General features: G+C 65.9%; 22 protein-coding genes and 1 tRNA gene. 10 read left to right on the forward strand and 13 right to left on the reverse strand.

All coding sequences use genetic code 11. The annotated features are described in order from the left end of the window. Window positions 1–93: 93 nt before the first annotated feature. The 3 genes from P2G62_RS16210 to bamE form a co-directional block, all read right to left on the reverse strand. The gene (locus P2G62_RS16210) at window positions 94–1,695 is read right to left on the reverse strand and encodes a PAS-domain containing protein (RefSeq protein WP_275735929.1); all 1,602 of its coding nucleotides are present in this window, start codon (window positions 1,693–1,695) and stop codon (window positions 94–96) included. Between the two features lie 263 nt (window positions 1,696–1,958). After that, complete coding sequence (locus tag P2G62_RS16215) at window positions 1,959–2,744, reverse strand: GNAT family N-acetyltransferase (RefSeq protein ID WP_275735972.1); 786 nt, start codon at window positions 2,742–2,744, stop codon at window positions 1,959–1,961. A gap of 142 nt (window positions 2,745–2,886) precedes the next feature. Then, window positions 2,887–3,369, reverse strand: coding sequence for an outer membrane protein assembly factor BamE (gene bamE / locus P2G62_RS16220; protein WP_275735930.1), 483 nt, complete (start codon window positions 3,367–3,369; stop codon window positions 2,887–2,889). 139 nt (window positions 3,370–3,508) lie between these two features. On the opposite strand from bamE, the gene P2G62_RS16225 reads away from it, so the two are divergent. The 9 genes from P2G62_RS16225 (at window position 3,509) to P2G62_RS16265 (ending at window position 10,183) form a co-directional block, all read left to right on the forward strand. Continuing rightward, complete coding sequence (locus P2G62_RS16225; protein WP_275735931.1) at window positions 3,509–4,105, forward strand: DUF177 domain-containing protein; 597 nt, start codon at window positions 3,509–3,511, stop codon at window positions 4,103–4,105. 196 nt (window positions 4,106–4,301) lie between these two features. Beyond that, on the forward strand, window positions 4,302–4,508 hold the full coding sequence (gene rpmF / locus P2G62_RS16230) for a 50S ribosomal protein L32 (RefSeq protein ID WP_275735932.1): 207 nt from the start codon (window positions 4,302–4,304) through the stop codon (window positions 4,506–4,508). A gap of 109 nt (window positions 4,509–4,617) precedes the next feature. Continuing rightward, window positions 4,618–5,709 carry a phosphate acyltransferase PlsX gene (gene plsX, locus P2G62_RS16235; protein WP_275735973.1) on the forward strand — a complete coding sequence of 364 codons (1,092 nt, stop codon included), beginning with the start codon at window positions 4,618–4,620 and terminating at the stop codon, window positions 5,707–5,709. After that, the gene (locus P2G62_RS16240) at window positions 5,706–6,680 is read left to right on the forward strand and encodes a beta-ketoacyl-ACP synthase III (RefSeq protein WP_275735933.1); all 975 of its coding nucleotides are present in this window, start codon (window positions 5,706–5,708) and stop codon (window positions 6,678–6,680) included. The genes plsX and P2G62_RS16240 overlap by 4 nt, the downstream gene beginning before the upstream one ends. Window positions 6,681–6,887: 207 nt before the next feature. Further along, complete coding sequence (ihfA, locus tag P2G62_RS16245) at window positions 6,888–7,190, forward strand: integration host factor subunit alpha (protein ID WP_275735934.1); 303 nt, start codon at window positions 6,888–6,890, stop codon at window positions 7,188–7,190. 80 nt (window positions 7,191–7,270) lie between these two features. Further along, window positions 7,271–8,284, forward strand: a complete 1,014-nt coding sequence (locus P2G62_RS16250) for a MerR family transcriptional regulator (protein WP_275735935.1) — start codon at window positions 7,271–7,273, stop codon at window positions 8,282–8,284. A gap of 123 nt (window positions 8,285–8,407) precedes the next feature. Then, window positions 8,408–8,485 (forward strand) — tRNA-Pro (locus tag P2G62_RS16255). Window positions 8,486–8,561: 76 nt separating this feature from the next. Beyond that, window positions 8,562–9,641 (forward strand): 2'-deoxycytidine 5'-triphosphate deaminase, encoded by a 1,080-nt coding sequence (locus P2G62_RS16260; protein ID WP_275735936.1) that lies wholly within the window; start codon window positions 8,562–8,564, stop codon window positions 9,639–9,641. Window positions 9,642–9,823: 182 nt separating this feature from the next. After that, entirely contained in the window at window positions 9,824–10,183 is a 360-nt protein-coding gene (locus tag P2G62_RS16265) for a YigZ family protein (RefSeq protein WP_275735937.1), read from the forward strand. A gap of 39 nt (window positions 10,184–10,222) precedes the next feature. Here the strand turns inward: P2G62_RS16265 and P2G62_RS16270 are convergent, their stop codons facing one another. Beyond that, window positions 10,223–12,058 carry an ABC transporter ATP-binding protein/permease gene (locus tag P2G62_RS16270; RefSeq protein ID WP_275735938.1) on the reverse strand — a complete coding sequence of 612 codons (1,836 nt, stop codon included), beginning with the start codon at window positions 12,056–12,058 and terminating at the stop codon, window positions 10,223–10,225. Window positions 12,059–12,157: 99 nt separating this feature from the next. Then, window positions 12,158–13,390, reverse strand: coding sequence for a LysM peptidoglycan-binding domain-containing protein (locus P2G62_RS16275; RefSeq protein ID WP_275735939.1), 1,233 nt, complete (start codon window positions 13,388–13,390; stop codon window positions 12,158–12,160). A gap of 88 nt (window positions 13,391–13,478) precedes the next feature. Here P2G62_RS16275 and P2G62_RS16280 point away from each other — a divergent pair, with 88 nt between their 5' ends. Continuing rightward, entirely contained in the window at window positions 13,479–14,036 is a 558-nt protein-coding gene (locus P2G62_RS16280; RefSeq protein ID WP_275735940.1) for a TIGR00730 family Rossman fold protein, read from the forward strand. On the opposite strand, the gene rarD is transcribed toward P2G62_RS16280, so the two are convergent. From rarD to P2G62_RS16320, 8 genes are all read right to left on the reverse strand, one after another. Continuing rightward, window positions 14,037–14,915, reverse strand: coding sequence for an EamA family transporter RarD (rarD, locus tag P2G62_RS16285; protein ID WP_275735941.1), 879 nt, complete (start codon window positions 14,913–14,915; stop codon window positions 14,037–14,039). A 110-nt stretch (window positions 14,916–15,025) separates the two neighbouring features. Beyond that, window positions 15,026–15,460 (reverse strand): host attachment protein, encoded by a 435-nt coding sequence (locus tag P2G62_RS16290; RefSeq protein WP_275735942.1) that lies wholly within the window; start codon window positions 15,458–15,460, stop codon window positions 15,026–15,028. Between the two features lie 154 nt (window positions 15,461–15,614). After that, a complete protein-coding gene (locus P2G62_RS16295) occupies window positions 15,615–16,214 on the reverse strand; it encodes a superoxide dismutase (protein WP_275735943.1) in 600 nt (199 codons plus the stop codon). Window positions 16,215–16,369: 155 nt separating this feature from the next. Further along, window positions 16,370–16,921: a sarcosine oxidase subunit gamma family protein gene (locus P2G62_RS16300; protein WP_275735944.1), complete on the reverse strand. Its 552-nt coding sequence runs from the start codon at window positions 16,919–16,921 to the stop codon at window positions 16,370–16,372. Further along, window positions 16,914–19,868: a sarcosine oxidase subunit alpha family protein gene (locus P2G62_RS16305; RefSeq protein WP_275735945.1), complete on the reverse strand. Its 2,955-nt coding sequence runs from the start codon at window positions 19,866–19,868 to the stop codon at window positions 16,914–16,916. Before P2G62_RS16305 ends, P2G62_RS16300 begins: the two co-directional genes overlap by 8 nt. Continuing rightward, window positions 19,865–20,188, reverse strand: coding sequence for a sarcosine oxidase subunit delta (locus P2G62_RS16310; RefSeq protein WP_275735946.1), 324 nt, complete (start codon window positions 20,186–20,188; stop codon window positions 19,865–19,867). The genes P2G62_RS16305 and P2G62_RS16310 overlap by 4 nt, the downstream gene beginning before the upstream one ends. Before the next feature lie 48 nt (window positions 20,189–20,236). After that, window positions 20,237–20,389, reverse strand: a complete 153-nt coding sequence (locus P2G62_RS16315) for a hypothetical protein (protein WP_275735947.1) — start codon at window positions 20,387–20,389, stop codon at window positions 20,237–20,239. Window positions 20,390–20,504: 115 nt separating this feature from the next. Continuing rightward, window positions 20,505–21,752, reverse strand: a complete 1,248-nt coding sequence (locus tag P2G62_RS16320) for a sarcosine oxidase subunit beta family protein (protein ID WP_275735948.1) — start codon at window positions 21,750–21,752, stop codon at window positions 20,505–20,507. Between the last annotated feature and the right edge of the window lie 191 nt (window positions 21,753–21,943).

A 21,943-nucleotide genomic window follows, 5' to 3' on the forward strand; every position in this document is an offset into this window, starting at 1 on the left:
CTGATCCGTCCAGATCCAGCAGTCTGCGCGACCGCAGGTGCCGCTTGCGGCAGAAAATCCTTGTCTAGCGATCGGATACAGGCGATCTTCACCTCAAACGACACGCCACCTGGGGAATGCAGGGTAATACTTGAACCACAGATTGCCGTCATAGCGGACTTCCAGATCCGAGGTTTCAGTGCGCAGGGCTTCGACGGCCTGTGCACTGTCGCTGATCTGCACGCCATCGAGGCGGATCTCGTCGGAAATTTCCATCCGGCGTTGTGTCAGTTCGCTCAGTTCGCGCCCCAAGGTGAGTTCGCGCATCTGCTTGGGCAGTTTCACGCCCGCCACCGTGTTGAACATGACCAGCCGGTCATCCTTGTCGAACAGCCAGAATCCGACCGGCAGCGCGTCGATCGCGTCGCGCAGCAACTGTTCGGCGATCTTGGCGCGTTTGCGGCTCATCAACGGCTCTGTGATATCGTTGAGCACCGCGACGCGGCCCCCATCGGGCGTTTCACGCTCCACGATCTGCAACCAGCGTCCGTTTTCCAGCTCTACGGTGAACTGCTCGCCCTTCACGTCGCCACGCGACAGATGCAGTTGCATCCACTCTTCTTCCCGCCCAATCGAATCCGGGAAATATCCGTGTTTCAGGGTCGCGCGCAGGATGGTTTCCAGCGTGGCCCCCTTGACGATTGCATCCGCAGCGCGGCCATAAATCTTCTTGTAACTTTCATTGCACAGTTCCAGCCGGTCGTTCCGGTCGAACAGCACGAAACCCGCGGGCAGCGCACTGATCGCAGCGCTCAGCCGGGCAATGTTATAAGAATTCTCACGGCGCAGCCGGTGCAGATACGAGGCCACCGTCAGCGCCGAGAGCATCGCCACCGCAATCCAGCCCCAGATCACGCCGAACATCTCCAGCGGCTTGATCGGCGCCGCGATCGGCACGACGGCAAGCGTCCAAGTCGCCGAGGGGAAGGCCAGCTCTTGCGTTTCCGACGCCAGATCGAACACCTGTGCATCACCGTAGACCATGGCGACATCGCCCAGGATGCTCCGGGCCTGCAAGGCAACGGCGTAACGCCCTGCGAAATCGCTCAGCCGGATTTCGTCGATGAACCGATCGGCCAGGAAGACCACCGAGGCCACACCATGATATTTGTCGTCCAGACCGTCATCGGAATTCAGGAAAACCGGTTCGCGCAGGATAAAGCCTTGCTGGCCCTGCAACAGCGGCACCGGCCCCTCGAGCGCGGCCTTGCCGGTGCGCTCGATCTCGGCCAGCATGGCCGCCTGCTGTGGCATGCCTTTCAGGCTGCGTCCCAGAAGCTTGGCGTTGTCTTCCTCTGGATAGACGCGCGTAACAATCATATCCTGCACAAAGGCCATATTCACGACCGCGGGGTCTTCGGTCTTGATCTTGCTACAGAACTTCGCGAAGTCCGACTCGGATATGTCGGGCCGGAGCGAGATGGCCCCGGCAAGGCCGCGCGCGAACAGCTGCTTGCTGTTGATCGCCTCTTGCACACGTTCGGCGATTTCGGCCTGGGTCCGTATCAGATCGGTCGTCTGATCTTCCTGATGCTCCAGAAGCACGACACGCTGCAACGTCAGGCCAAGCAGCACAAAGACCATAACGATGGCTGCATAAGCCAAAGCTTCGAGTACGAAAAAATTCTTGCGCCGCAGCTTTTCCAGGTCGGGCATCGTGCGTTTCTTTTTATCTTCTTGCATCGCGTTTTGGCTCTACGGTTCGCAGATTTTTCATATACCCAGCTCACCACAACCTTCACGCGATCTTATAAGCTTTCCCGCGCTTAAGAAGCAGAGCCGTCATCAAAAAATCGCATTTCTGGCAAATACGACACATTCGCGGCGCAGATCGCCAGCCCTCATTCCCTTTGGATGGAATTTGTGCATCGTCTGACACGAAGCTGTGCTGCTCCGCGCCCCCGGGGCCCTCGCGGGCGTCAGCCCGCCACCAGCCGCAACGCGCGCGCCCGGGCCGGGGGAATCGCCTTGATTTCAAGGCCGGTAAAGACATGCAGCGTATTCAGGTCGCGGTCGATCACCGCATGATCGCTGACCCAGCCGCCCATCAGCAGATAGGTCCGCAGAAGCGGCGGCATATGCAGCATGGCACGCTTCGGGTCACCCTTGCGCCCGATCAGCGCGCGGGCATAGCGCACCACCTGCGGCGCCTTGACCCGCGGCAGCCAGCGCTTGGGCGCCAGATGACGCTCGGCCAGAACCGCGAAGGCATCGGCATAGCCTTCCCAGTCGGTACCCATGAAGGAGGAACAGCCAAACAGCATCTCGACCCCCTCGTCATCGACGAAACGGGTCATCGCGGCCCAGGCCACGCGCAGGATATCGGGGTCGCGGCAGTCCGGGTCGATGCAGAAGCGCCCCATCTCGACCATCCGCCCCTGAAATGCCCGCAAGGCCGAGAGTTCGTAATATTGCGCCGCATAGCTGCGCCCGATTTCCGACCCGTCCTTCAGCGGTAGCATCCGAAAGCAGCACACCAGCCGCCCGGTCGCCAGCTCTTCCACCAGAATGTGACGGCAGATCGCATCGAAATCATCGGCATCCAGCGCGGCATCGGATGCAGACGCCGGGTCGGCAGGCCCCGTGGCTGTCGCCCCCTGCCGCTGGCCGATGAAACTGCGCCAGCGCAACGCCTGCGCGGCGTGCAAATCCTGCGGCGTCGCGGCCAGCCGCGCGCCATAGCGGCCTTTGCTGAGCGAGAGCATTGCGGTGACCCCGTTGGGCTGATCCATCGAATCCTACCCCAAAGCCCTAAACCGCGAAAGCGAAACAAACGCGACAACCACGCTGCGCACAGGAACACGCCCCGGGTGCGCGGCGGGACGCCGCGGGCCGGGGCTGTGCCCGTCAGCGATCGAGAACCTGCCCGGCGGACACCCGGCCCAGCGACCCCAGCAGCTGGCCGACCACGCTCACACCACGGATACTGGTGCTGGTGATCCGCCGCGACAGCGCCACGACCTGCCCGTTCTCCAGCCCGAAGCGTTCGACATTCTCGACCACACCCTTGTCGGTGAAGGTGATCGCCACGACCTGACGGTCGATTTCCTGCGGCGGCAGCGCACCGTAGTATTTCCAGCTGGAGCCGACGTAATACCATCCCGCGCCTTCCAGCAGGCCCGAGGACGACGGCCGCCCAACGGCCGCGGCCACGTCTTCGCGGGTGCTCTTGCCGACTTCGATCAGCGCCAGGTCTTCGTCAACGGGAACATAGCCGTGATTGCGATAGACCGCCGAACAGCCGGCCGCCAGCAGCGCCGCGCCAAGTGCCATCGCCAGCGCCACGCGCTTTACCGATCCGCTTGCCACCTGATACCCCCTCTTGACCATCTCCTGGCCTCGTCGATCGCCCAAGCACTTGCTTCGCAGGCTCCGGCCTTTTATCCCGCTTACAACAACCCGGCCCGGCCCTCAAGCGCGTTGCCGCGCCCGGCGGGCTTCCGGGACCCTCTGCCGCGAAAGGACCGCCATGAGCGAGCACGCCTTCGACCCGACCGCCCCCCTGCCCTGGAGCCAGCCGCTGCGCGTGGCCGAACTGGCCAGCCGCAAGCCGAACCGCTTCGACATCACCCCCGACACCGCCACCTGCGCGGCGATTGCCGAATGGGCCGGGATTTCGGCACTGCGCCGGCTGCGGCTGAAGGGCACCCTGACACCGCAAGGCCGCAGCGACTGGCTGCTGGAGGCCGATTTCACCGCCCGCGTGGTGCAGCCCTGCGCCATCACGCTGGAGCCGGTGACCACCGATCTGCGCGAACCCGTGCTGCGGCGCTATCTGGCAGACATGCCCGAACCGAGCGGCGAAGAGGCCGAAATGCCCGAGGATGACAGCGCCGAGGCTCTGGGTTCGGTGATCGACCTGGCCGCGGTGGCGCTGGAGGCGCTGGAACTGGCACTGCCGATGTTTCCGCGTGCAGCGGGTGCCGTGCTTGACGAGACGCTGGCAGCCGAAGCCGGGGTCACGCCGCTGCGCGACGAAGATACCCGCCCCTTTGCCGGACTAAAGGCGTTGCTTGGCGGGGCACAAGCGGATAAGGACGGGGCCGAGGATACGGACAAGGACTGACCTGCCCCGCCCCTGCGCGCGCCCCATAAGACGGGTCGCAAAAAAGCGCAGAATAGGGCTTGCGCCGCGCAAGAATCGCAGTATGTTCCCGGCCTCATTCAAAGTTTGGGTTCGCACCCGGTCAGCCCTTTGGCGCCAGTGACGAAACTCCAGGAAAATCAGGGCTGTAACGCCCCCGAACACCCGAGGTCGAGACATGGCTGTCCCGCAGAACCGAGTCACGCGTTCCCGTCGCAACATGCGCCGTGCGCATGACGCCCTTGTTGCCGCGAACCCGGCAGAATGCCCGAACTGTGGCGAGCTGAAGCGCCCGCACCACGTTTGCGGTGCTTGCGGTCACTACGATGACCGCGAAGTGGTGGCTCAAGCCGCCGAGGCCGACCTGGACGACGACGCGGCGTAAGCCCGTCGCCCCGATGCCCGCAGTCATGCCTAATTCGCAGGACAACCCAACGCTCTCGGGGCAGGCTCAGGACCAGATCGACATGACTGCGCGCACGCAGGGCCAAGATATGGCTACGGCGCCGGACGCTTCCGGCGCCATTGTCATATCCATCGACGCGATGGGCGGCGATCGCGGCCCTGCCGCGGTGCTGGATGGAATCGCACTGGCCGCCCGCAAGGCACCGCAGGTGCGGTTTGTCGTGCATGGCCCCGAATCTGAACTCGCCCCCCTGATCGCCGCGCGCAAGCTTGGCGGTTGCTGCACCCTGCGCCACGCCACCGATGTCGTGACTATGCAGGACAAGCCCGCGCAGGTGATGCGCAACGGCAAGAACACCTCGATGTGGTCGGCCATCGATTCCGTGCGCGCGCATGAGGCCGAGGTCGCCGTATCCTGCGGCAACACCGGCGCGCTGATGGCGGTGTCGATGCTGCGCCTGCGCAAGATGCCCGGGGTGAACCGCCCCGCGATCGCCTCGTTCTGGCCCTCGCGCAACCCCGCCGGCGTCAATGTGATGCTCGACATGGGGGCCGATGTGAAGGCCGACGCGCCCGATCTGCTGACCTATGCGCTGATGGGCACCTCTTACGCGCGCAATGCCCTGGGAATCGTGCGGCCGCGCGTTGGCCTGCTGAATGTCGGCACCGAAGAACACAAGGGCACGCCCGAGCTGAAAGCCGCCTACGAAATGATGGGCCGCGCGCAAGACGCCGGGCAATTCGAATTCATCGGCTTCGTCGAAGGCAACGATCTGCCCTCGGACCGGGTCGACGTGATCGTGACCGACGGGTTCACCGGCAATATCGCGCTGAAAACCGGCGAGGGCACCGCGAAATTCGCGGGCGCCCTGATGCGCGAGGCCTTCACCGCCACCCTGCTGGCGCGCCTTGGCGCACTGCTGGCGATGGGACCGCTCAACCGCCTGAAAGCCAAGATCGACCCGCGCCGCGCCAATGGCGGGGTGTTCCTGGGCCTTAACGGCACCGTGGTCAAATCGCACGGCGGCGCCGACGGCACCGGCGTGGCCGCCGCGATCGACCTGGCGGTGCGCCTGGCACAATCGGGATTCGCGGCAAAACTCGCCGCACGGGTTGCCTCTGCGTCAGTCTCGGGGCAGGATGCGCCGCAAGCCGTTGAAACCAGCGAGACCCTAAAATGAAAATCAGAGCCGTGGTTCGCGGTGTGGGGCATTACCTGCCTGAACGCATTGTCGAAAACGCCGAATTCGAATCGCGGCTGGAGACGAGCGACGAATGGATCCGGGCCCGCACCGGGATCGAACGGCGCCATTTCGCGGCCGAGGGGGAAACCACCTCGCAACTGGCGATCAAGGCCGCGCAGGCCGCGCTGCTGGACGCCGAACTGACCGCCAATGACATCGACGCGATCGTCGTGGCCACCTCGACCCCGGATTTCACCTTCCCCTCCGTCGCGACGATGGTGCAGGCGGGAATCGGTTCGACCCGCGGCTATGCCTATGACGTGCAGGCGGTCTGCGCGGGCTTCATCTTCGCGCTGACCAATGCCAACGGCCTGATCATTTCCGGCCAGGCCGAACGCGTGCTGGTGATCGGCGCCGAAACCTTCAGCCGGATCATGGACTGGGACGACCGCGGCACCTGTGTGCTGTTCGGCGATGGCGCGGGCGCTCTGGTGCTCGAAGCCGCAACCGGCCCGGGCCATACTGCCGACCGCGGCATCCTGGCGACCGACCTGCATTCCGATGGCCGTTATCGCGACCTTCTGTATGTGGATGGCGGCGTCTCCAGCACCGGCACCGCGGGCCATCTGCGGATGCAGGGCAATGCGGTGTTCAAACATGCCGTGCAGAAACTGGCCGAAACCGCGCATACCGCGCTGGCCAAGGTCGGCCTGTCGGGCGGGGATGTCGACTGGATCGTGCCGCATCAGGCCAACCTGCGGATCATCGCCGCCACGGCCGAGCGGATGCAGGTGCCGATGGATCGCGTCGTGGTCACCGTGCAGGACCATGGCAACACCTCGGCGGCGTCGATCCCGCTGGCCCTGTCGGTCGGGCGCGACCGCGGCCAGATCAAGACCGGCGATCTGATCGTGACAGAGGCAATCGGCGGCGGTTTGGCCTGGGGCGCGGTGGTCCTGCGCTGGTAAGCACCCTGCGCGGGGATCTGCCGCGCAGCCGCGGGCTGCCCTTCTTCTTGGCAAAAATACTCAAGACCGACCGCCCACCCCGCCAGTGCATCGAAATTGCGCGCAACCGGCCCCCGAAGCCTGTCTCAAGTGCACCGCGCAAGCCATTGATATTGACTCGGAATGTCATTGCCGCCATCGTGGCCGAAACCTGTCCGGGGGGATATGATGGCTGAAAAGACTTTGACGCGCATGGATCTGAGCGAAGCGGTGTTTCGCGAGGTTGGCCTGTCGCGCAACGAATCCGCGCAACTGGTCGAAAGCGTGCTGCAGCACATCTCCGATGCGCTGGCGGCCGGCGAAACGGTAAAGATCTCGTCCTTCGGCACCTTCTCGGTGCGCGAGAAATCCTCGCGCATGGGGCGCAACCCGAAAACCGGCGAAGAAGTGCCGATTTCGCCGCGCCGCGTGTTGTCATTCCGCCCCTCGCATCTGATGAAAGACCGCGTGGCCGCCGGAAACGCGGGCTGAGCCTTCGGGCCAGGCCGCACCGCCCCACACCCTGATCCGAGAGGCCCGTTTCGCGGGCCCAAGCTGACGAGGACGGCGCGATGTCGAAATCTGCCGATGCATTCCGCACCATCTCCGAGGTCGCGGACATTCTGGAAACGCCCACCCATGTGCTGCGCTTCTGGGAAAGCCGGTTTCCGCAGGTCAAACCCGTCAAGCGCGCGGGCGGGCGACGCTATTACCGGCCCGACGACGTGGCACTTCTGGGCGGGATCAAGCGGCTTTTGCACGAACAGGGGCTGGCCATCCGCGGCGTGCAGAAGATCCTGAAAGATGAAGGTGTGCGCCATGTGATGGCGCTGTCCGGTCTGGATCTGGAAGCGGTGGCCGAAGCCGAAGCCTCTGCTTCGCGCGACACCAGCCGGGCCGTCGCCGAACTGCTGGCTGTTCCGGTGCCCCCTGCCCCCGAACCCGAGCCAGAACCCGACACGGCCGACTGGCCCGAGGCCGAGGGCACCGACGCCCCTGCTGCCGAGGCCCCGGAACCCGAACCGGAAGCGCCCACCGCCCCCGCAGCCACGCCAGAACCGCCTGCCCCGCCCGAGGCTTCCTGGCCTGCGGCGGCCCCTCCGGCACCGTCCGCTGTGGTTTCGCTGTTTCCCGCCGACCCCGAGGACCGCCCGGCCCCGCAGCAATCCCTGCGCACTGGCGCCAAACGCCCCCCCCACCGGGAAAGCGGCTGGCACCAAACCTCGCTGTTTGACGAGCCGCAAGACGCCGAACCGCTGATCGAACCCGGCGAAGCACAGGATCTGGAGGCCGCAGCGGAGCCGCCAGCGCCCCTTTCGGAAGAAGCCCCGATGGCGCTGGATGTCGCACCGCCGCCCGAACCTGATCCCGCCGTGGCGCAGATCGTCAGCCTGATGGTCGGACGCCCCGCCCCGCAGTCCGACGAGGCCCCTGCACCGACGCACCCGCCGCTTTGCACGCGCCTGCGTGCGCTCAACCCGGCAACGCTGTCGGTCGGTGAACGCACCCGCCTTCTGGCCGCTTACGACCGGCTAGAGGCGCTGCGCGACCGGCTGCAACAGCCGCCGCGCGCGACGCTGGGCTGATGGCCGTCATGCCCCGTTGCGCGGGCCGTGAAACCATGCGCCAGACGGCAGGGCGCGCCGGGCGAAAAAAGTTGCGTTTTGCCGCTTGCACCCGCCCGCGCAATGCCTCTATATGCGCCTCGTCGGGCCGTGGCGCAGCCTGGTTAGCGCGTCCGTCTGGGGGGCGGAAGGTCGAGAGTTCGAATCTCTCCGGCCCGACCATTACGACAAACGCCCATCGCATTCCCATGCGGTGGGCGTTCGTGTATCTGCCACTTGCCCTTGGGAGGTTGACCGGATGACGCTGGGTGTGCTGCCTGATACCGCGCTCAAGGCGATGATCGCGCGCGGTGAAATTACCGCCCAGACGCCCGTCACCGCCGAGCAGATCCAGCCCGCGAGCCTCGATCTGCGGCTGGGCACCGTGGCCTACCGCATCCGCGCCTCGTTCCTGGCGGGCAAGGGCACGCGGGTCGATGCGAAACTGTCCGATTTCGAAATGCACCGGATGGATCTGTCCGCCGGTGCAGTGCTGGAAAAGGGCTGCGTCTACCTAGTGCCGCTGATGGAAGGTCTGGCGCTGCCGCCGGGCCTGACGGCGATCGCCAATGCGAAATCCTCGACCGGCCGGCTTGATCTGCTGACCCGGGTCATCACCGATGGCGGCACCGAATTCGACCGCATTCCCGAAGGCTACAGCGGCCCGCTGTACGCCGAGATCTGCCCGCGCTCGTTTTCGGTGCTGGTGCGCCCGGGGATGCGCCTGAACCAGATCCGTTTCCGTGCCGGGCAGGCCGTGCTCAGCGACGCCGAACTGAAAGCGCTGCATTCCGCCGAACCGCTGGTCTCGGGCGAGGCAGTGATCGACCACGGTCTGGGCTTCTCGGTCGATCTGCGCCCCGAGACGGGCGATCTGGTGGGCTATCGCGCGAAACCGCATACCGGGGTGATCGACCTCGACCGGATCGCGCATTACCCGGCCTCGGAATTCTGGGAGGAAATCCACAGCCGCGATGGCCAGATCATCCTCGACCCCGGCGCGTTCTACATTCTGGTGTCGCGCGAGGCGGTGACGATCCCGCCCGATTTCGCCGCCGAAATGGCCCCCTATCTTGCCATGGTGGGCGAGTTCCGCGTGCATTACGCGGGCTTCTTCGACCCAGGCTTCGGCCACGGCGCGGCGGGCGGCACGGGCTCGCGCGGGGTGCTCGAGGTGCGCTGCCACGAGGCGCCCTTCGTGCTCGAACATGGACAGGTGGTGGGCCGCCTCGTCTATGAACGCATGGCGGGCCGCCCCGAGCGGCTTTACGGGGCTGGGATCGCCTCGAACTATCAGGGACAGGGGCTGAAACTCGGCAAGCATTTCAAGGCTGGCTGAGCGCGCAGGGGGCGCTGCCCCCTCTGGCCTGCGGCCATTCACCCCCGGGATATTTCTGCCAAAGTGAAAACGCCGCGGTTTCATCTTGGCCCAAATATCCCGGGGGGAGCGTAGCGGGAGGCAGCGCCCCCCTGAGGATGGGCCGCTTGCAGATCGGCGGGCAAAGCCTTACCCGTGCCCCCATGCAGATCTTTGAGGATATCATCAGCGACCGTGGCTCGCGCTATGCGGTTTCGGGCGCGCCCTGTGCCGACGAGGCGCAGGCCAAGGCCCTGCTCAAGGAGCTGAAGCGGATCAAGAAATTCGCGAAGGCCACGCATAACAGCTGGGGGCTTCTGGGGCCCGACGGGCCGGTTAAAAGCGATGACGGAGAAGCGGGGGCCGGGGCGATCATCCTGCGGATGCTGGAGAGCGCCGCGCTGGAGCGCCATCTGATCGTGGTGACGCGCTGGTATGGCGGCAAGCATCTGGGCGGCGACCGCTTCCGCCATGTGCAGGAGGCTGTTCGGATCTATCTGGCCAGAACCGGCATGCCGGGGTAAGGGCGCCGCGCGGGATCGTCCCCACGCAGCGCCCGCATTTCAGGCGGCGTCTTCGTCTTCCTCGGCCGACTGGCGCGCCCACATCGCGGCATAGCGCCCGCCGCGGGCCAGCAGCGTCTCATGCGTGCCCTCTTCGACGATCTCGCCTTTTTCCAGCACGACGATCCGGTCGGCATCGGCAATGGTGCTGAGCCGGTGCGCGATGGTGATGACCGTGCGCCCCTGCCCCATCGCCTTCAGGCTGTCCTGGATGTCACGTTCGGTCTGGGTATCGAGCGCCGAGGTCGCCTCGTCCAAGAGCAGGATCGGCGGGTTCTTCAACAAGGTGCGGGCGATGCCCACGCGCTGCTTTTCCCCGCCCGAAAGTTTCAGCCCGCGCTCGCCCACCGCCGTGTCGTAGCCTTCGGGCAGATGCGTCACGAAGTCATGGATCTTGGCGGCGCGGGCGGCGGCGATGATCTCGGCCTCGGTGGCATCGGGGCGACCGTAGGCGATATTGTAGCGGATGGTGTCGTTGAACAGCACGGTGTCCTGCGGCACCACCCCGATGGCGGCGTGCAGGCTGTCTTGCGTCACATCGCGCAGGTCCTGCCCGTCGATACGGATCGCGCCGCCCGTGACCTCGTAGAAGCGGAACATCAGCCGCCCGATGGTGGATTTTCCGGACCCCGACGGCCCGACCAGCGCCACCGTCTGCCCCGCCGGGACCGTCAGCGAAATCCCCTTGAGGATCGGACGCGCCGGGTCATAGGCGAATTGCACATTGTCGAAGGTGACCTCGCCGCCTTGCACTTTCAGAACATTTGCATCGGGTTTGTCCTGAATTTCGGCCGGTTGATGCAACAAATCGAACATTTCGCCCATATCGACCAGGGCTTGCCGGATCTCGCGGTAGACCGTGCCCAGAAAGCCCAGCGGCATCGTGATCTGGATCATATAGGCCTGCACCATGACGAAATCGCCCACCGTCAGCGTGCCCGCCTGCACCCCCATCGCCGCCATCACCATCACGATCACCAGCCCCGTGGTGATGATCAGGCTCTGGCCGAAGTTCAGCACCGCCAGCGATTGCCCGGTTTTCACGGCCATCGCCTCATAGCCTTCCATCGAGGCGTCATAGCGTGCGGCCTCGCGTTTTTCGGCGCCGAAATATTTCACGGTTTCAAAGTTCAGCAGGCTGTCGATGGCCTTCTGGTTGGCCTGGGTGTCCGCCTCGTTCATCCGCCGCCGGATCGCCACGCGCCATTCGGTGACCTTGAAGGTGAAGGTCACATAGGCCCAGATCGTCACCACCACGACCGCCGCATAGCGCCAGTCGAACAGCACCGCGAACAGGATCGACACCATCGTCAGTTCCAGGATCAGCGGCCCGACCGAGAACAGCATGAAGCGCAGCAGGAATTCGACGCCCTTCACGCCGCGTTCGATGATCCGGCTCAGCCCGCCGGTCTTGCGGGTGATGTGATAGCGCATCGACAGGCGGTGGATGTGTTCGAAGGTCTCCAGCGCAAGTTGCCGCAGCGCGCGCTGCGCCACCCGCACGAAGATCGCATCACGCAGCTCGCCAAACCCCACCGAGGACAGCCGCGCCACCCCGTAGGCGATGGTCAGCGCCACCGCGCCCAGACCCAGCAGCCAGCCTTCGGCCCGCGCCTCGCCCGCCAGCGCATCCACCGCCGCCTTATACAGGAACGGCGTGCCGACCGAGATCAGCTTGGCCACCACCAGCGCCAGCATCGCCAGCACCACGCGCTTTTTCACCCAGGGCTGGCCTTCGGGCCACAGATAGGGCGCCACCTGCCGGATCGTCCGGGCCCCGCGCGAGCGCTCGGCCCGGTCCAGCTTGCCCGCTTGCGTGATTTGTGACGGCGGCATATCGCGCCCTTTCCAACTGTTGAAATATCGCGGGGCGGCACGGCCATCGCCAGCCACCCGGAGCGCATTACCTAAGCCCTGCAGGCACGATGTCCAGCCCTATTCGGGCAGGGTGAAGACCTGTCCCGGATAGATCAGATCGGGGTCGCGGATCTGGTCCTGATTGGCGCTGAACACCCGCACATACAGGAACCCGTCGCCATAGGTTTCGCGTGCGATCGCCCAAAGCGTATTGCCCGGCTGCACGGTCAGCAGCCGCACGGCGGGGGGGGCCGCAGGGGGCGCGGCGACCGGGGCGGGCGCAGCACTAACCGCAACCTCCCCTTCGGCGGCCGGCACCGCCGGTGCCGCCTGCGCCAGAAGCGCGGGGGCGACACGTTCAAAGGGCGTCTCGGCCCGGGCCAGCACCTTGCCTGCGGCATCCAGCGCGTCGACGCGCAAACTGTATCGCCCCGGGGCCACATCGGCCAGAACCATGCGCCAGCTGCCATCCGCCGTGCCGGTGCCTTCGGCCACAAACGCTTCGTTCAGATAGGCCCGCAGATGCGCCGCCTCGGGGGCCCCGCGTCCGCTGAGCGCGACATTCGCTGCCGCATCATAGGACAGCGTGTCGATCACAAGCACGGCGCTGGCCTCCGCCAGCACCCGCGCGCCCGCGGCATCGGCCACCACCGGCGCGGCGGCGGCGGTTTCGACCGCAGCGACCTGTTCGGCCACCACCTCGGGGGCGGCGCCAGCGGCAGCCGCGGCCTCGGCCACGGCCTGCGGGCTTGGCGCAACGGTCAGCACCTCGCCGCCGTCACGGGCCACCCCATCGGCGCCGGTGATCCGCACACTCAGGCTGCGGGCCGTCGCGGCAGGCCCGGCCAGCACGACCGAGGCGAAACTGCCCCCCGCCAGCGCCTGCACCGTGTCCACCACCTGCCCGTCGAGCAGAACCTCGACCGTGGCGCCCGGTTCAGCATGCCCCGCAAGCGTGATCGCCCCTTCGGGCGAGGCGCGGAACTGATCGAAGCGGGCGGCGACAGGCGGTGCCTGTGTCGCCGAAGGCGCCGCGGCTTCGGCCACGGGTTCCGCCACCGGGGCAGGCATCTGTGCCACCGGGGCCGGGGCCTGCGTGGACGGTGTGCTGCTGCTCAGCACCCAATAGCCCGCGCCGACTGCCAGCACCCCCAACGCCGCCAGCGCGCCCAACACCGCGCCACCCGCCCCCGACGCCGCCCCGGCCTGCGCCGGTGCCGCCTGTTCCGGGGCCTCTGCCTTGCCGTGTTCCATATCCGTCCCTTTCTCTCGCGCGATCTTGCGCCGCGCGGCTTGAGCAAGCTTAGCCAAGCCGGTATCACCGAACAACAATTCGCTGATCGCTTCGCGCCGATTGTGGCGCCCGTGCGACGACGCATGGCGACGAAAGGATTTTCCGATGACCAGACCCCTTCCCTCTGTCTGCGTTTACTGCGGTTCGCGCGCGGGGGCCCGCCTCGCCTATGTGCAGGCAGCGCGCGACACCGGCACGATGCTGGCCGCACGCGGCTGGCGGCTGGTTTATGGCGCAGGCGATGTCGGGCTGATGGGCGAGGTCGCCCGGGCGGCACAGACCGCGGGCGGCGCCACCTTCGGCGTGATCCCCGAACACCTGTTCCCGCGCGAAGTCGGCAAGCGCGACCTGACCACCTTCGTCGTCACCGAGAACATGCACGAGCGCAAGAAGGTGATGTTCATGAACTCGAACGCGATCGTCGTGCTGCCCGGCGGCGCCGGCTCGCTCGACGAGTTGTTCGAGGTCTTGACCTGGCGCCAGATCGGCCTGCATCGCAAACCGATCCTGATCCTCAACACCGACGGATATTGGGAACCGCTGCGCGCGATGCTGGATCAGATCGTGGCCGAGGGCTTTGCCGATCCCAGCCTGCAGGACATGCTGATCTGGGCGCCCGATGTCGCCACGCTGGAACGCGAACTCGCCACTGCCCTGGGCTGATCAGCGGCGCAGGCTGGCCAGGGAATACAGCGCCAGCGCGCCCCAGATCAGCGGAAAGGCCATCGCGTGCCACTGCGTCAGCGGCTCACCGAAGACCAGCACGGCCACCGCGAATTGCAGGGTCGGATTGAGGTATTGCACCAGCCCCAGCGTCGCCATCCGCACCCGCCGCGCGGCATAGGAAAACAGCATCAGCGGCCCGCCGGTCAGCACCCCCGAAAACGCCAGCAGCGCGCTTTCGCGCCAATCGGCACCGAAATGCCCCGACCCCGGCGCAAGGCCGAAGACGCCGTAATGCAGCGCCAGCAAAAGGCCCAGTGCGAAGGGCGCCAGCAGCGCCACCTCTGCCGTGACCGAAACCACCGGCCCCAGATCGAGCCGCTTCTTGATCAGGCCATAGGCCCCGAATGTGCCCGCCAGAAGCAATGCCATCCAGGGCGCCGCGCCCAGCCCCCAGGTCAGCCCACCGACCGCCAGCGCCGCCAGCGCGACGGCCGCGCCCTGCAACCGATCCAGCCGCTCGCCGAAGACGACCAGCCCCAGAACCACCGCCACCAGAGGAAAGATGTAATAGCCAAGGCTCGCCTCGACTGCGCGGCCGTTCTGCACGGACCAGATGAAGCCGAACCAGTTGATCGAAATCACCAGCGCGGAAATCGCCAGGATGCCAAGATTGCGCCCGCGCAGCGCTGCGGCCAAGGCACCGACCCGGCGCTGCACGATCAGCACCGCCCCGAAAAACACCAGCGACCACAAGGTGCGATGCGCCAGCACCTCCAGCGGCGGAACCGCCGCCAGCATCTTGTAATACATCCCCGACAGGCCCCAGACCGTGCATGCGGCGACGATCGCCCAAAAGCCCTTGACCGTGTCGCGCATTGTCTGATGTCCCTGCCTGCGGCAAGGACATGCCTACGCCCCCGCCAGATCGCGCCACGCTGCCCGATCCGGCGGGGAAAGGAAAGCCCCCGGCGCCCTGAAAACCGGCCTCAGACCGGATCAAGCGCCGCGACGAGAACCCGCGCCAGATCCGGCAGGGGATGGCCGGTCAGGGTCTTGTCGATCTCGGCCACGATCCGTTCGGCCAGCGCCGCAGGCATTTCGGCGCGCAACGCGGCCAGCATCTGCGGCGGGGCAACCAGAACCAGCTTGGCATCGCCGGCATGCGCCCCCAGGAAGCCGACCAAGACACGGGCAAAGCGGACCTGCGCGACGCGCTCGGGATCGCCCTGCACGAAGGCGGTGCCATGGCCCGTCCCTCGATCCCCCTCACGGCCCGGAGGAGCGGCAAAATCGACCGCAGGCTCAGCCGTGCGGCTGCCCAGAACCTTCAGTTCCGGCGCGCTCGGGTTGCCCACGTTCTCGACCAGAAACGCACGCGCCTCGTCGGCAATCAGAAACCTCACACCTTTGGAAAACAGCATGGCGTCCTCCTTTCTCATGCCTGAAAGAAAGGTAGTCCCGAGTACACCCGGTTACCAGCCCTTTGGTCAATGCGCCGCACCCCGGCGCAAACGCGCCCAGCAAAAAGCCCGCCGGATCGCTCCGGCGGGCTTGCTGTGACGATCGCGGCCGCGATTACATGCGCGAGGCGACGTTTTCCCAGTTCACCAGCTTGTCCAGGAAGTTGGTCAGATAGGCCGGGCGCTTGTTGCGGAAGTCGATGTAATAGCTGTGCTCCCACACGTCGCAGCCCAGAAGCGCGGTCTGGCCAAAGCACAGCGGGTTCACGCCATTCTCGGTCTTGGTGACCTTCAGCGCACCGTCGGCATCCTTCACCAGCCAGCACCAGCCCGAACCGAACTGGGCCGCACCGGCAGCGGCAAACTCTTCCTTGAACTTGGCGACCGAGCCGAACGACTCAACCAGCGCCTTTTCCAGCTCGCCCGGCATCACCTTGCCGCCCGGGCCCATCATTTCCCAGAACTGGGCATGGTTCCAGTGCTGCGACGCGTTGTTGAAAATGCCGTTCTGCGCGACGGCGCCCGCCTGATAGGTGCCCTTGACGACCTCTTCCAGCGACTTGCCTTCCCATTCGGTGCCCGCGATCAGCTTGTTGCCGTTGTCGACATAGGCCTTGTGGTGCAGGTCGTGGTGGTATTCGAGGGTTTCCTTCGACATGCCAAGATCGGCCAGCGCGTCATGGGCATAGGGAAGATCGGGAAGTTCGAAAGCCATAATATGCATCCTTTTCGAAGGGGTCCTGTTGCTGCCTCTATAGAAGCGCGCGGGGATCAGAGGTCAAGGGCGCATCCGCGCAAGACCCTGTGCGGATCAGCCGGGAACCGGCGCAAGGGGCGCCGCCCCCTGCCCGGCCCAAGGCCTGCCCGCGTTCAGAAAATCTCGCCACCCTTGCGCGAGGCGACCTCGAGCAGCCCCATCATATAGCCTGCGACCGAGCGGAAGCAGACGACGCTGATCTCGTCGGGCCCCGAACGCCAGAGCGCGGCGGCAACCTGCGCGGCGCGGGTGCGGCGCAACTCGCCTTCGGGCAGGGTGGCGAAATCGACGGGGCACAGCTTCATCAGCACCTGATCGGCCTTCGCACCCTGCACGGTGAACAGCGCGCGGGCGTCCGACACCACGGTGACCAGCGCATGTTCGTCCGCCAGCGCAGATGTCAGATCGGCGGCGATCTGCGGCGCCTGCGCATAATCGCACAGCAGCAAGAGTTCGTCCGGGCTCATCCAGCCTACCGCCTTGCCGCCCGCGCTGACGATGCCGCGCTGCGCGGGCACCGAAAGCCCAAGCGCCGCAAGCGCCCCGGCAAGGGCCGCACTGCCCAGATCGGCGCGGATCGTGACCATGCCGCGCAGCCCGGCCTCGGCCACCCGGGCGAAGCCGTCATGGGTTTGCCCGTTCAGGGCGCTGACCGCATCAGACATTCTGCTTCTTCCCTTCCTTGTCGTAGAACACCGGATCGACGATCCGCGCCTTGATCACCGCGCCCTTGTCGGCGGGGAAATCCAGCACCTCGCCCATCCGCGCGGGCCCGTGTTTGACCAGACCCATCGCGATGCCGCGCCCCAGCGTGGGCGAGAAATAGGTCGAGGTGACGCGCCCTTGGGTATGGCGCTGACCGTTGGCGTTATAGCCATCCGCCACCGCATAGACGCCATCGGGCAGAACCGAGCCATCCAGCGTTTCCAGCCCCACCAGCTGCCAGCGATCCGGGTCGGTCATATGGCTGCGTTCCTGGGCGCGCTTGCCGATGTAATCGGCCTTCTTCTTGCTGATCGCCCAGGACAGCCCCAGATCCTGCGGGATCACGGTGCCATCGCTTTCGTCGCCGATCATAATGAAGCCCTTCTCGGCCCGCATCACATGCAGCGCCTCGGTGCCGTAGGGCATCGCGCCGAACTCGGCGCCCGCGTCATGCAGCGCCTGCCAGAAGGCCAGACCCTGCGCCGCGGGCACGGCGATTTCATAGCTGAGCTCCCCCGAGAACGAGATGCGGAACACCCGCGCGTCGAACCCGCCAAGCGTGCCCTCGGCGAAGGTCATAAAGGGCAGCGCCTCGGCCGAGACATCCATGCCACCCAGTTTTTCCAGCAGCAGCCGCGCCTTCGGGCCGACCACGGCCACTTGCGCGAATTGCTCGGTCAGGTTGGCGGTATAGACCTTGAAATCCCACCATTCGCACTGCAGCCAGTCTTCCATGTGGCCGTGGATGCGGTCGGCGCCGCCGCTGGTGGTGTGGCACAGCCAGCTATCCTCGGACAGGCGCACCACGACGCCGTCATCCATCAGGAAGCCGTTGTCATTGCACATCAGCCCATAGCGGCATTTGCCCACCGGCAGGGTCGACATCATGTTGGTATACATCAGGTCGAGGAACCGGCCCGCATCGGGCCCCTTGACCAGGATCTTGCCCAGCGTCGAAGCATCGAGCAGCCCGACATTGCTGCGGGTGTTCGTGATTTCACGGTTCACCGCCGTGCGGTGGCTTTCGCCAGTGCGCGGGTAGGTATAGGGGCGCCGCCACAGGCCCACCGGCTCCCACGCGACGCCATGGGATTCGTGCCAGGCGTGCATCGGCGTGCGACGCAGCGGCTGGAAGATCTCGCCGCGCGCCTCGGCCGCGATCGCGCCAAAGCTGATCGGGGTATAGGGCGGGCGGAAGGTGGTGGTGCCGGTGGCCGGGATCGGCTGCCCCAGGGCATCGGACAACACCGCCAGGCCGTTGATGTTACTGAGTTTCCCCTGATCGGTCGCCATCCCCAGCGTGGTATAGCGCTTGGTGTGTTCGACCGATTCATAGCCTTCGCGGGCGGCCAGCTGCACGTCCGACACCTTCACGTCGTTCTGATAATCGAGGAAGGATTTGAACTTCAGCGCCTCTTTCGCGCCTGCCGGCATCACCCAGACCGGGGCCAGCGGGGCCTCGGGCTCGGTCACGGCGGGCAGATCGGCCTCGGCCATGATCTCGGGCAGGGTCAGCAGGCCATTGGCCGCGCCGACCGCCCGGGCCAGCGGCTGCCCGGCATCGCCCAGCGGCGGGCGGTCGGGATCGGGGCGGAACATCGCATGCGTGTTGTCCCAGGTCAGCTTGCCGCCGCAATGGCTCCACAGATGGACCACAGGCGACCAGCCGCCCGACATCGCCACGCAATCGCAAGCGATCTGTTCGATCACGCCGCCCTCGCCCGCCTGCGCGCAGATCGCAACGCCGGTCACCGCCTTGCGACCATGCACCTTGGCGATGCCGCGGCCTTCCAGAACGCGCACGCCGCGTTCGCGCACCTTCTGCGCCAGCCGACCCGAGGCATGTTCGCGCGCGTCGACCACGGCGGCCACCGTCAGCCCGGCATCCAGCACCGCCAGCGCGGTGCGATAGGCATCGTCGTTATTGGTCACGATCACGGTGCGGTCGCCGGGGCTGACACCCCAGTTCACGATGTAGTCGCGCACAGCACCCGCCAACATGACGCCGGGCACATCGTTGCCGGCAAACGCCAGCGGGCGTTCGATGGCGCCCGTCGCGGTGATCGTCAGCCCGGCGCGAATGCGCCACAGACGGTGCCGCGGGCGGCCATCGCCCGGGGTCGCATCGCCCACCGACTGATAGCCGATGGCATAGCCGTGGTCATGCAGACCGGCCAGCATCGTGCGCGTCATCAGGGTGACATTGTCCATGCCTTCAAGGATTTGCACGGCATTTCTGATCCAGTCGGCAGCCGCCTGACCGTCGATTTGGCCCCCGTCGACGGGCGCGCGCCCGCCCCAATGCGGGGTCTGTTCCAGCACCATCACCCGCTTGCCCGTGCGGGCCTCGCGCAGCGCTGCGGCCAGACCGGCCACCCCGCCCCCCGCGACCAGAGCGTCGGTATAGGCATAGGCCTGTTCATAGCGGTCGACATCGGCCTCGCGCGGGACGCCGCCCAGACCTGCGGATTGCCGCACGATCGGCTCGAACAGATGTTTCCAGGCGAAGCGCGGGAACATGAAGGTCTTGTAATAGAACCCGGCGGGGAAGAATTTATACAGCTTGTCGTTGATCTCGCCCACGTCGAAGTCGAGGCTGGGCCAGTGGTTCTGGCTGCGCGTCTCGGCGCCCTCGAACAGTTCGGTGGTGGTGGTGCGTTGATCGGGTTCAAACCGCGCATTGCGGCCCAGACCGACGAGCGCGTTCGGTTCCTCGACGCCCGAGGCCACCAGCCCGCGGGGGCGGTGATATTTGAAGCTGCGCCCCAGCATCACCTGGCCCGCGCCCAGAAGCGCCGAAGCCAGCGTATCGCCCGCATAGCCGCGCAAGGGCTTGCCGTTGAAGGTGAAATTCAGGGGTTTGGCGCGGTCGATCAGACGGCCGCCTTTGGCCAGACGGGTGCTCATTTATAGCCCTCCCAAGTGGGGCGTTTTTCCTTGATCTTGGCAATCAGATCGGCGGGCGGTTCCGTGGTCTGGGCAGGATAGGTGCCGAACACTTCAAGCGTGGCCGTGCAGCGCGCCGCCAGAAACCACTTGCCGCAGCCATAGGCATGGCGCCAGCGTTCGAAATGCACGCCCTTGGGATTTTTGCGCGCAAACATGTAGGATTCGAAATCGGCATCCGAAGACCCGGGACCGAAACGCTTCAGATGCGCCTCGCCTCCCGGGGCCAGTTCGGTTTCCTCAACACGCGCCCCGCAATAGGGGCATTGGAGGGTCAGCATGACGCGCGCTCCTGCATCAGGGGGCGCGCCATGCGGTCGTGCCCGGAGTTAATTTTTGTCGGGAAGGTCGATCTGGATTTCCGGCTCATCGGCCGCGGGGACATCGCCGCCCGTGAAAATGTACCAGCCTGCCCCGACAACGAGGACAAGCAGCACGCCGATGAGGAAGCTCTTGAGGCCGGTGCCGGTCGGTTCTGCCATGGGTCATCATCCTTCTGTGTTTGTTGCAGAAAGATAACGCCGGTCGCCGCATCGCGGTTCCCATGCGCGCAAACCGCCGCCCGCCGCAAGCGGAAGAAGGAATACTGCGGTGCCATCAGTGCGCCACCCCGGCCGCCACGCTTTCGTCGATGAAGCGGCCCTCGCGGAAACGGTTCAGCCCGAAATCGGCGGCCAGCGGCCCGGGTTCGCCCTTGGCCACCAGTTCGGCCATCGCCCAGCCCGAGCCGGGGATCGCCTTGAAACCACCAGTGCCCCAGCCGCAATCGACGAAGATATTCTCGACCGGCGTTTTCGAAATGATGGGCGAGCGGTCGCCGGTCATGTCGACGATACCGCCCCATTGCCGCAGCATTTTCAGACGACTGATGATCGGGAAGGTTTCGACCAGCGCGCGCGTGGTTTCCTCGACATGGTGCCAACTGCCGCGTTGGGTGTAGTTGTTGAACCCGTCGGTGCCGCCGCCGATCACCAGCTCGCCCTTGTCGGATTGCGACATGTAGCCATGCACCAAGTTGGCCATCACCACCACGTCGATCGTCGGCTTGATCGGCTCGGACACCCAGGCCTGCAGCGCCATGGATTCGATCGGCAGCCGGAAGCCCGCCATCTCGGCCAGAACGCTGGAATGGCCCGCCACGACGATCGCAAGCTTGCCGCAGTCGATCGCGCCCTTGGTGGTATCGACGCCGACCACACGGCCGCCTTCGGTGCGCACGCCGGTCACTTCGCATTGCTGGATGATGTCCATGCCCATGTTCGAGCAGCCCCGCGCATAGCCCCAGGCCACCGCGTCGTGCCGCGCCGTGCCGCCGCGTTCCTGCAGCAGCGCCCCCAGCACCGGATAGCGCGGCCCCTCGATATTCAGGATCGGCACCAGCTCCTTGACCTCGGCCGGTTCGATCCAGCGGGTTTCGACGCCTTGCAGGTTGTTGGCATAGACGGTGCGCTTGTAGCCGCGGATCTCGTGTTCGCTTTGTGCCAGCATCAACAGGCCGCGCGGGCTGAACATGACGTTGTAGTTCAGGTCCTGGCTCAGGTCTTCGTAAAGCTTGAGCGCCTTGTCGTAGATCGCCGCCGACGGGTCTTGCAGATAGTTCGAGCGGATGATCGTGGTGTTGCGGCCGGTGTTGCCACCGCCCAGCCAGCCCTTCTCGATCACCGCGACATTGGTGATGCCATGCACCTTGCCCAGGTAATAGGCCGTGGCTAGACCGTGACCGCCTGCCCCCACGACGATGACATCGTAGCGTTTTTTCGGCTCGGGGCTGCGCCAGGCGCGCTCCCACCCGGCGTGGAACCGCGCGGCTTCGCGGGCAACGGCGAACATCGAATAGCGTCTCATCGGGCACGGGCCTTTCTGGTGTCTGCGCAGTCGGGGCGGGCGGCGAATCCGTCGGGCGGGCCGCATCCCCTGCCCCTGTGATGCACCCCGTGCCGCGACGAAAGCCACCCCCAAGCGGCAATTGAGGGAAAAATGCGACATCGTCCTGCGACAGGTCGCCCCTTTCACGCGCTTGGCACTTTCTTGCGCGG

Source organism: Paenirhodobacter sp. CAU 1674 (assembly GCF_029222945.1).
Lineage (GTDB): Bacteria > Pseudomonadota > Alphaproteobacteria > Rhodobacterales > Rhodobacteraceae > Rhodobacter.

Bases quoted from the DNA above. Each gene is read 5' to 3' on its own strand.
- P2G62_RS16210 (WP_275735929.1), bottom strand. From the start codon at position 1,695: ATGCCCGACCTGGAAAAGCTGCGGCGCAAGAATTTTTTCGTACTCGAA.
- P2G62_RS16215 (WP_275735972.1), bottom strand. From the start codon at position 2,744: ATGCTCTCGCTCAGCAAAGGCCGCTATGGCGCGCGGCTGGCCGCGACG.
- bamE (WP_275735930.1), bottom strand. From the start codon at position 3,369: ATGGTCAAGAGGGGGTATCAGGTGGCAAGCGGATCGGTAAAGCGCGTG.
- P2G62_RS16225 (WP_275735931.1), top strand. From the start codon at position 3,509: ATGAGCGAGCACGCCTTCGACCCGACCGCCCCCCTGCCCTGGAGCCAG.
- rpmF (WP_275735932.1), top strand. From the start codon at position 4,302: ATGGCTGTCCCGCAGAACCGAGTCACGCGTTCCCGTCGCAACATGCGC.
- plsX (WP_275735973.1), top strand. From the start codon at position 4,618: ATGGCTACGGCGCCGGACGCTTCCGGCGCCATTGTCATATCCATCGAC.
- P2G62_RS16240 (WP_275735933.1), top strand. From the start codon at position 5,706: ATGAAAATCAGAGCCGTGGTTCGCGGTGTGGGGCATTACCTGCCTGAA.
- ihfA (WP_275735934.1), top strand. From the start codon at position 6,888: ATGGCTGAAAAGACTTTGACGCGCATGGATCTGAGCGAAGCGGTGTTT.
- P2G62_RS16250 (WP_275735935.1), top strand. From the start codon at position 7,271: ATGTCGAAATCTGCCGATGCATTCCGCACCATCTCCGAGGTCGCGGAC.
- P2G62_RS16260 (WP_275735936.1), top strand. From the start codon at position 8,562: ATGACGCTGGGTGTGCTGCCTGATACCGCGCTCAAGGCGATGATCGCG.
- P2G62_RS16265 (WP_275735937.1), top strand. From the start codon at position 9,824: ATGCAGATCTTTGAGGATATCATCAGCGACCGTGGCTCGCGCTATGCG.
- P2G62_RS16270 (WP_275735938.1), bottom strand. From the start codon at position 12,058: ATGCCGCCGTCACAAATCACGCAAGCGGGCAAGCTGGACCGGGCCGAG.
- P2G62_RS16280 (WP_275735940.1), top strand. From the start codon at position 13,479: ATGACCAGACCCCTTCCCTCTGTCTGCGTTTACTGCGGTTCGCGCGCG.
- rarD (WP_275735941.1), bottom strand. From the start codon at position 14,915: ATGCGCGACACGGTCAAGGGCTTTTGGGCGATCGTCGCCGCATGCACG.
- P2G62_RS16290 (WP_275735942.1), bottom strand. From the start codon at position 15,460: ATGCTGTTTTCCAAAGGTGTGAGGTTTCTGATTGCCGACGAGGCGCGT.
- P2G62_RS16295 (WP_275735943.1), bottom strand. From the start codon at position 16,214: ATGGCTTTCGAACTTCCCGATCTTCCCTATGCCCATGACGCGCTGGCC.
- P2G62_RS16300 (WP_275735944.1), bottom strand. From the start codon at position 16,921: ATGTCTGATGCGGTCAGCGCCCTGAACGGGCAAACCCATGACGGCTTC.
- P2G62_RS16305 (WP_275735945.1), bottom strand. From the start codon at position 19,868: ATGAGCACCCGTCTGGCCAAAGGCGGCCGTCTGATCGACCGCGCCAAA.
- P2G62_RS16310 (WP_275735946.1), bottom strand. From the start codon at position 20,188: ATGCTGACCCTCCAATGCCCCTATTGCGGGGCGCGTGTTGAGGAAACC.
- P2G62_RS16315 (WP_275735947.1), bottom strand. From the start codon at position 20,389: ATGGCAGAACCGACCGGCACCGGCCTCAAGAGCTTCCTCATCGGCGTG.
- P2G62_RS16320 (WP_275735948.1), bottom strand. From the start codon at position 21,752: ATGAGACGCTATTCGATGTTCGCCGTTGCCCGCGAAGCCGCGCGGTTC.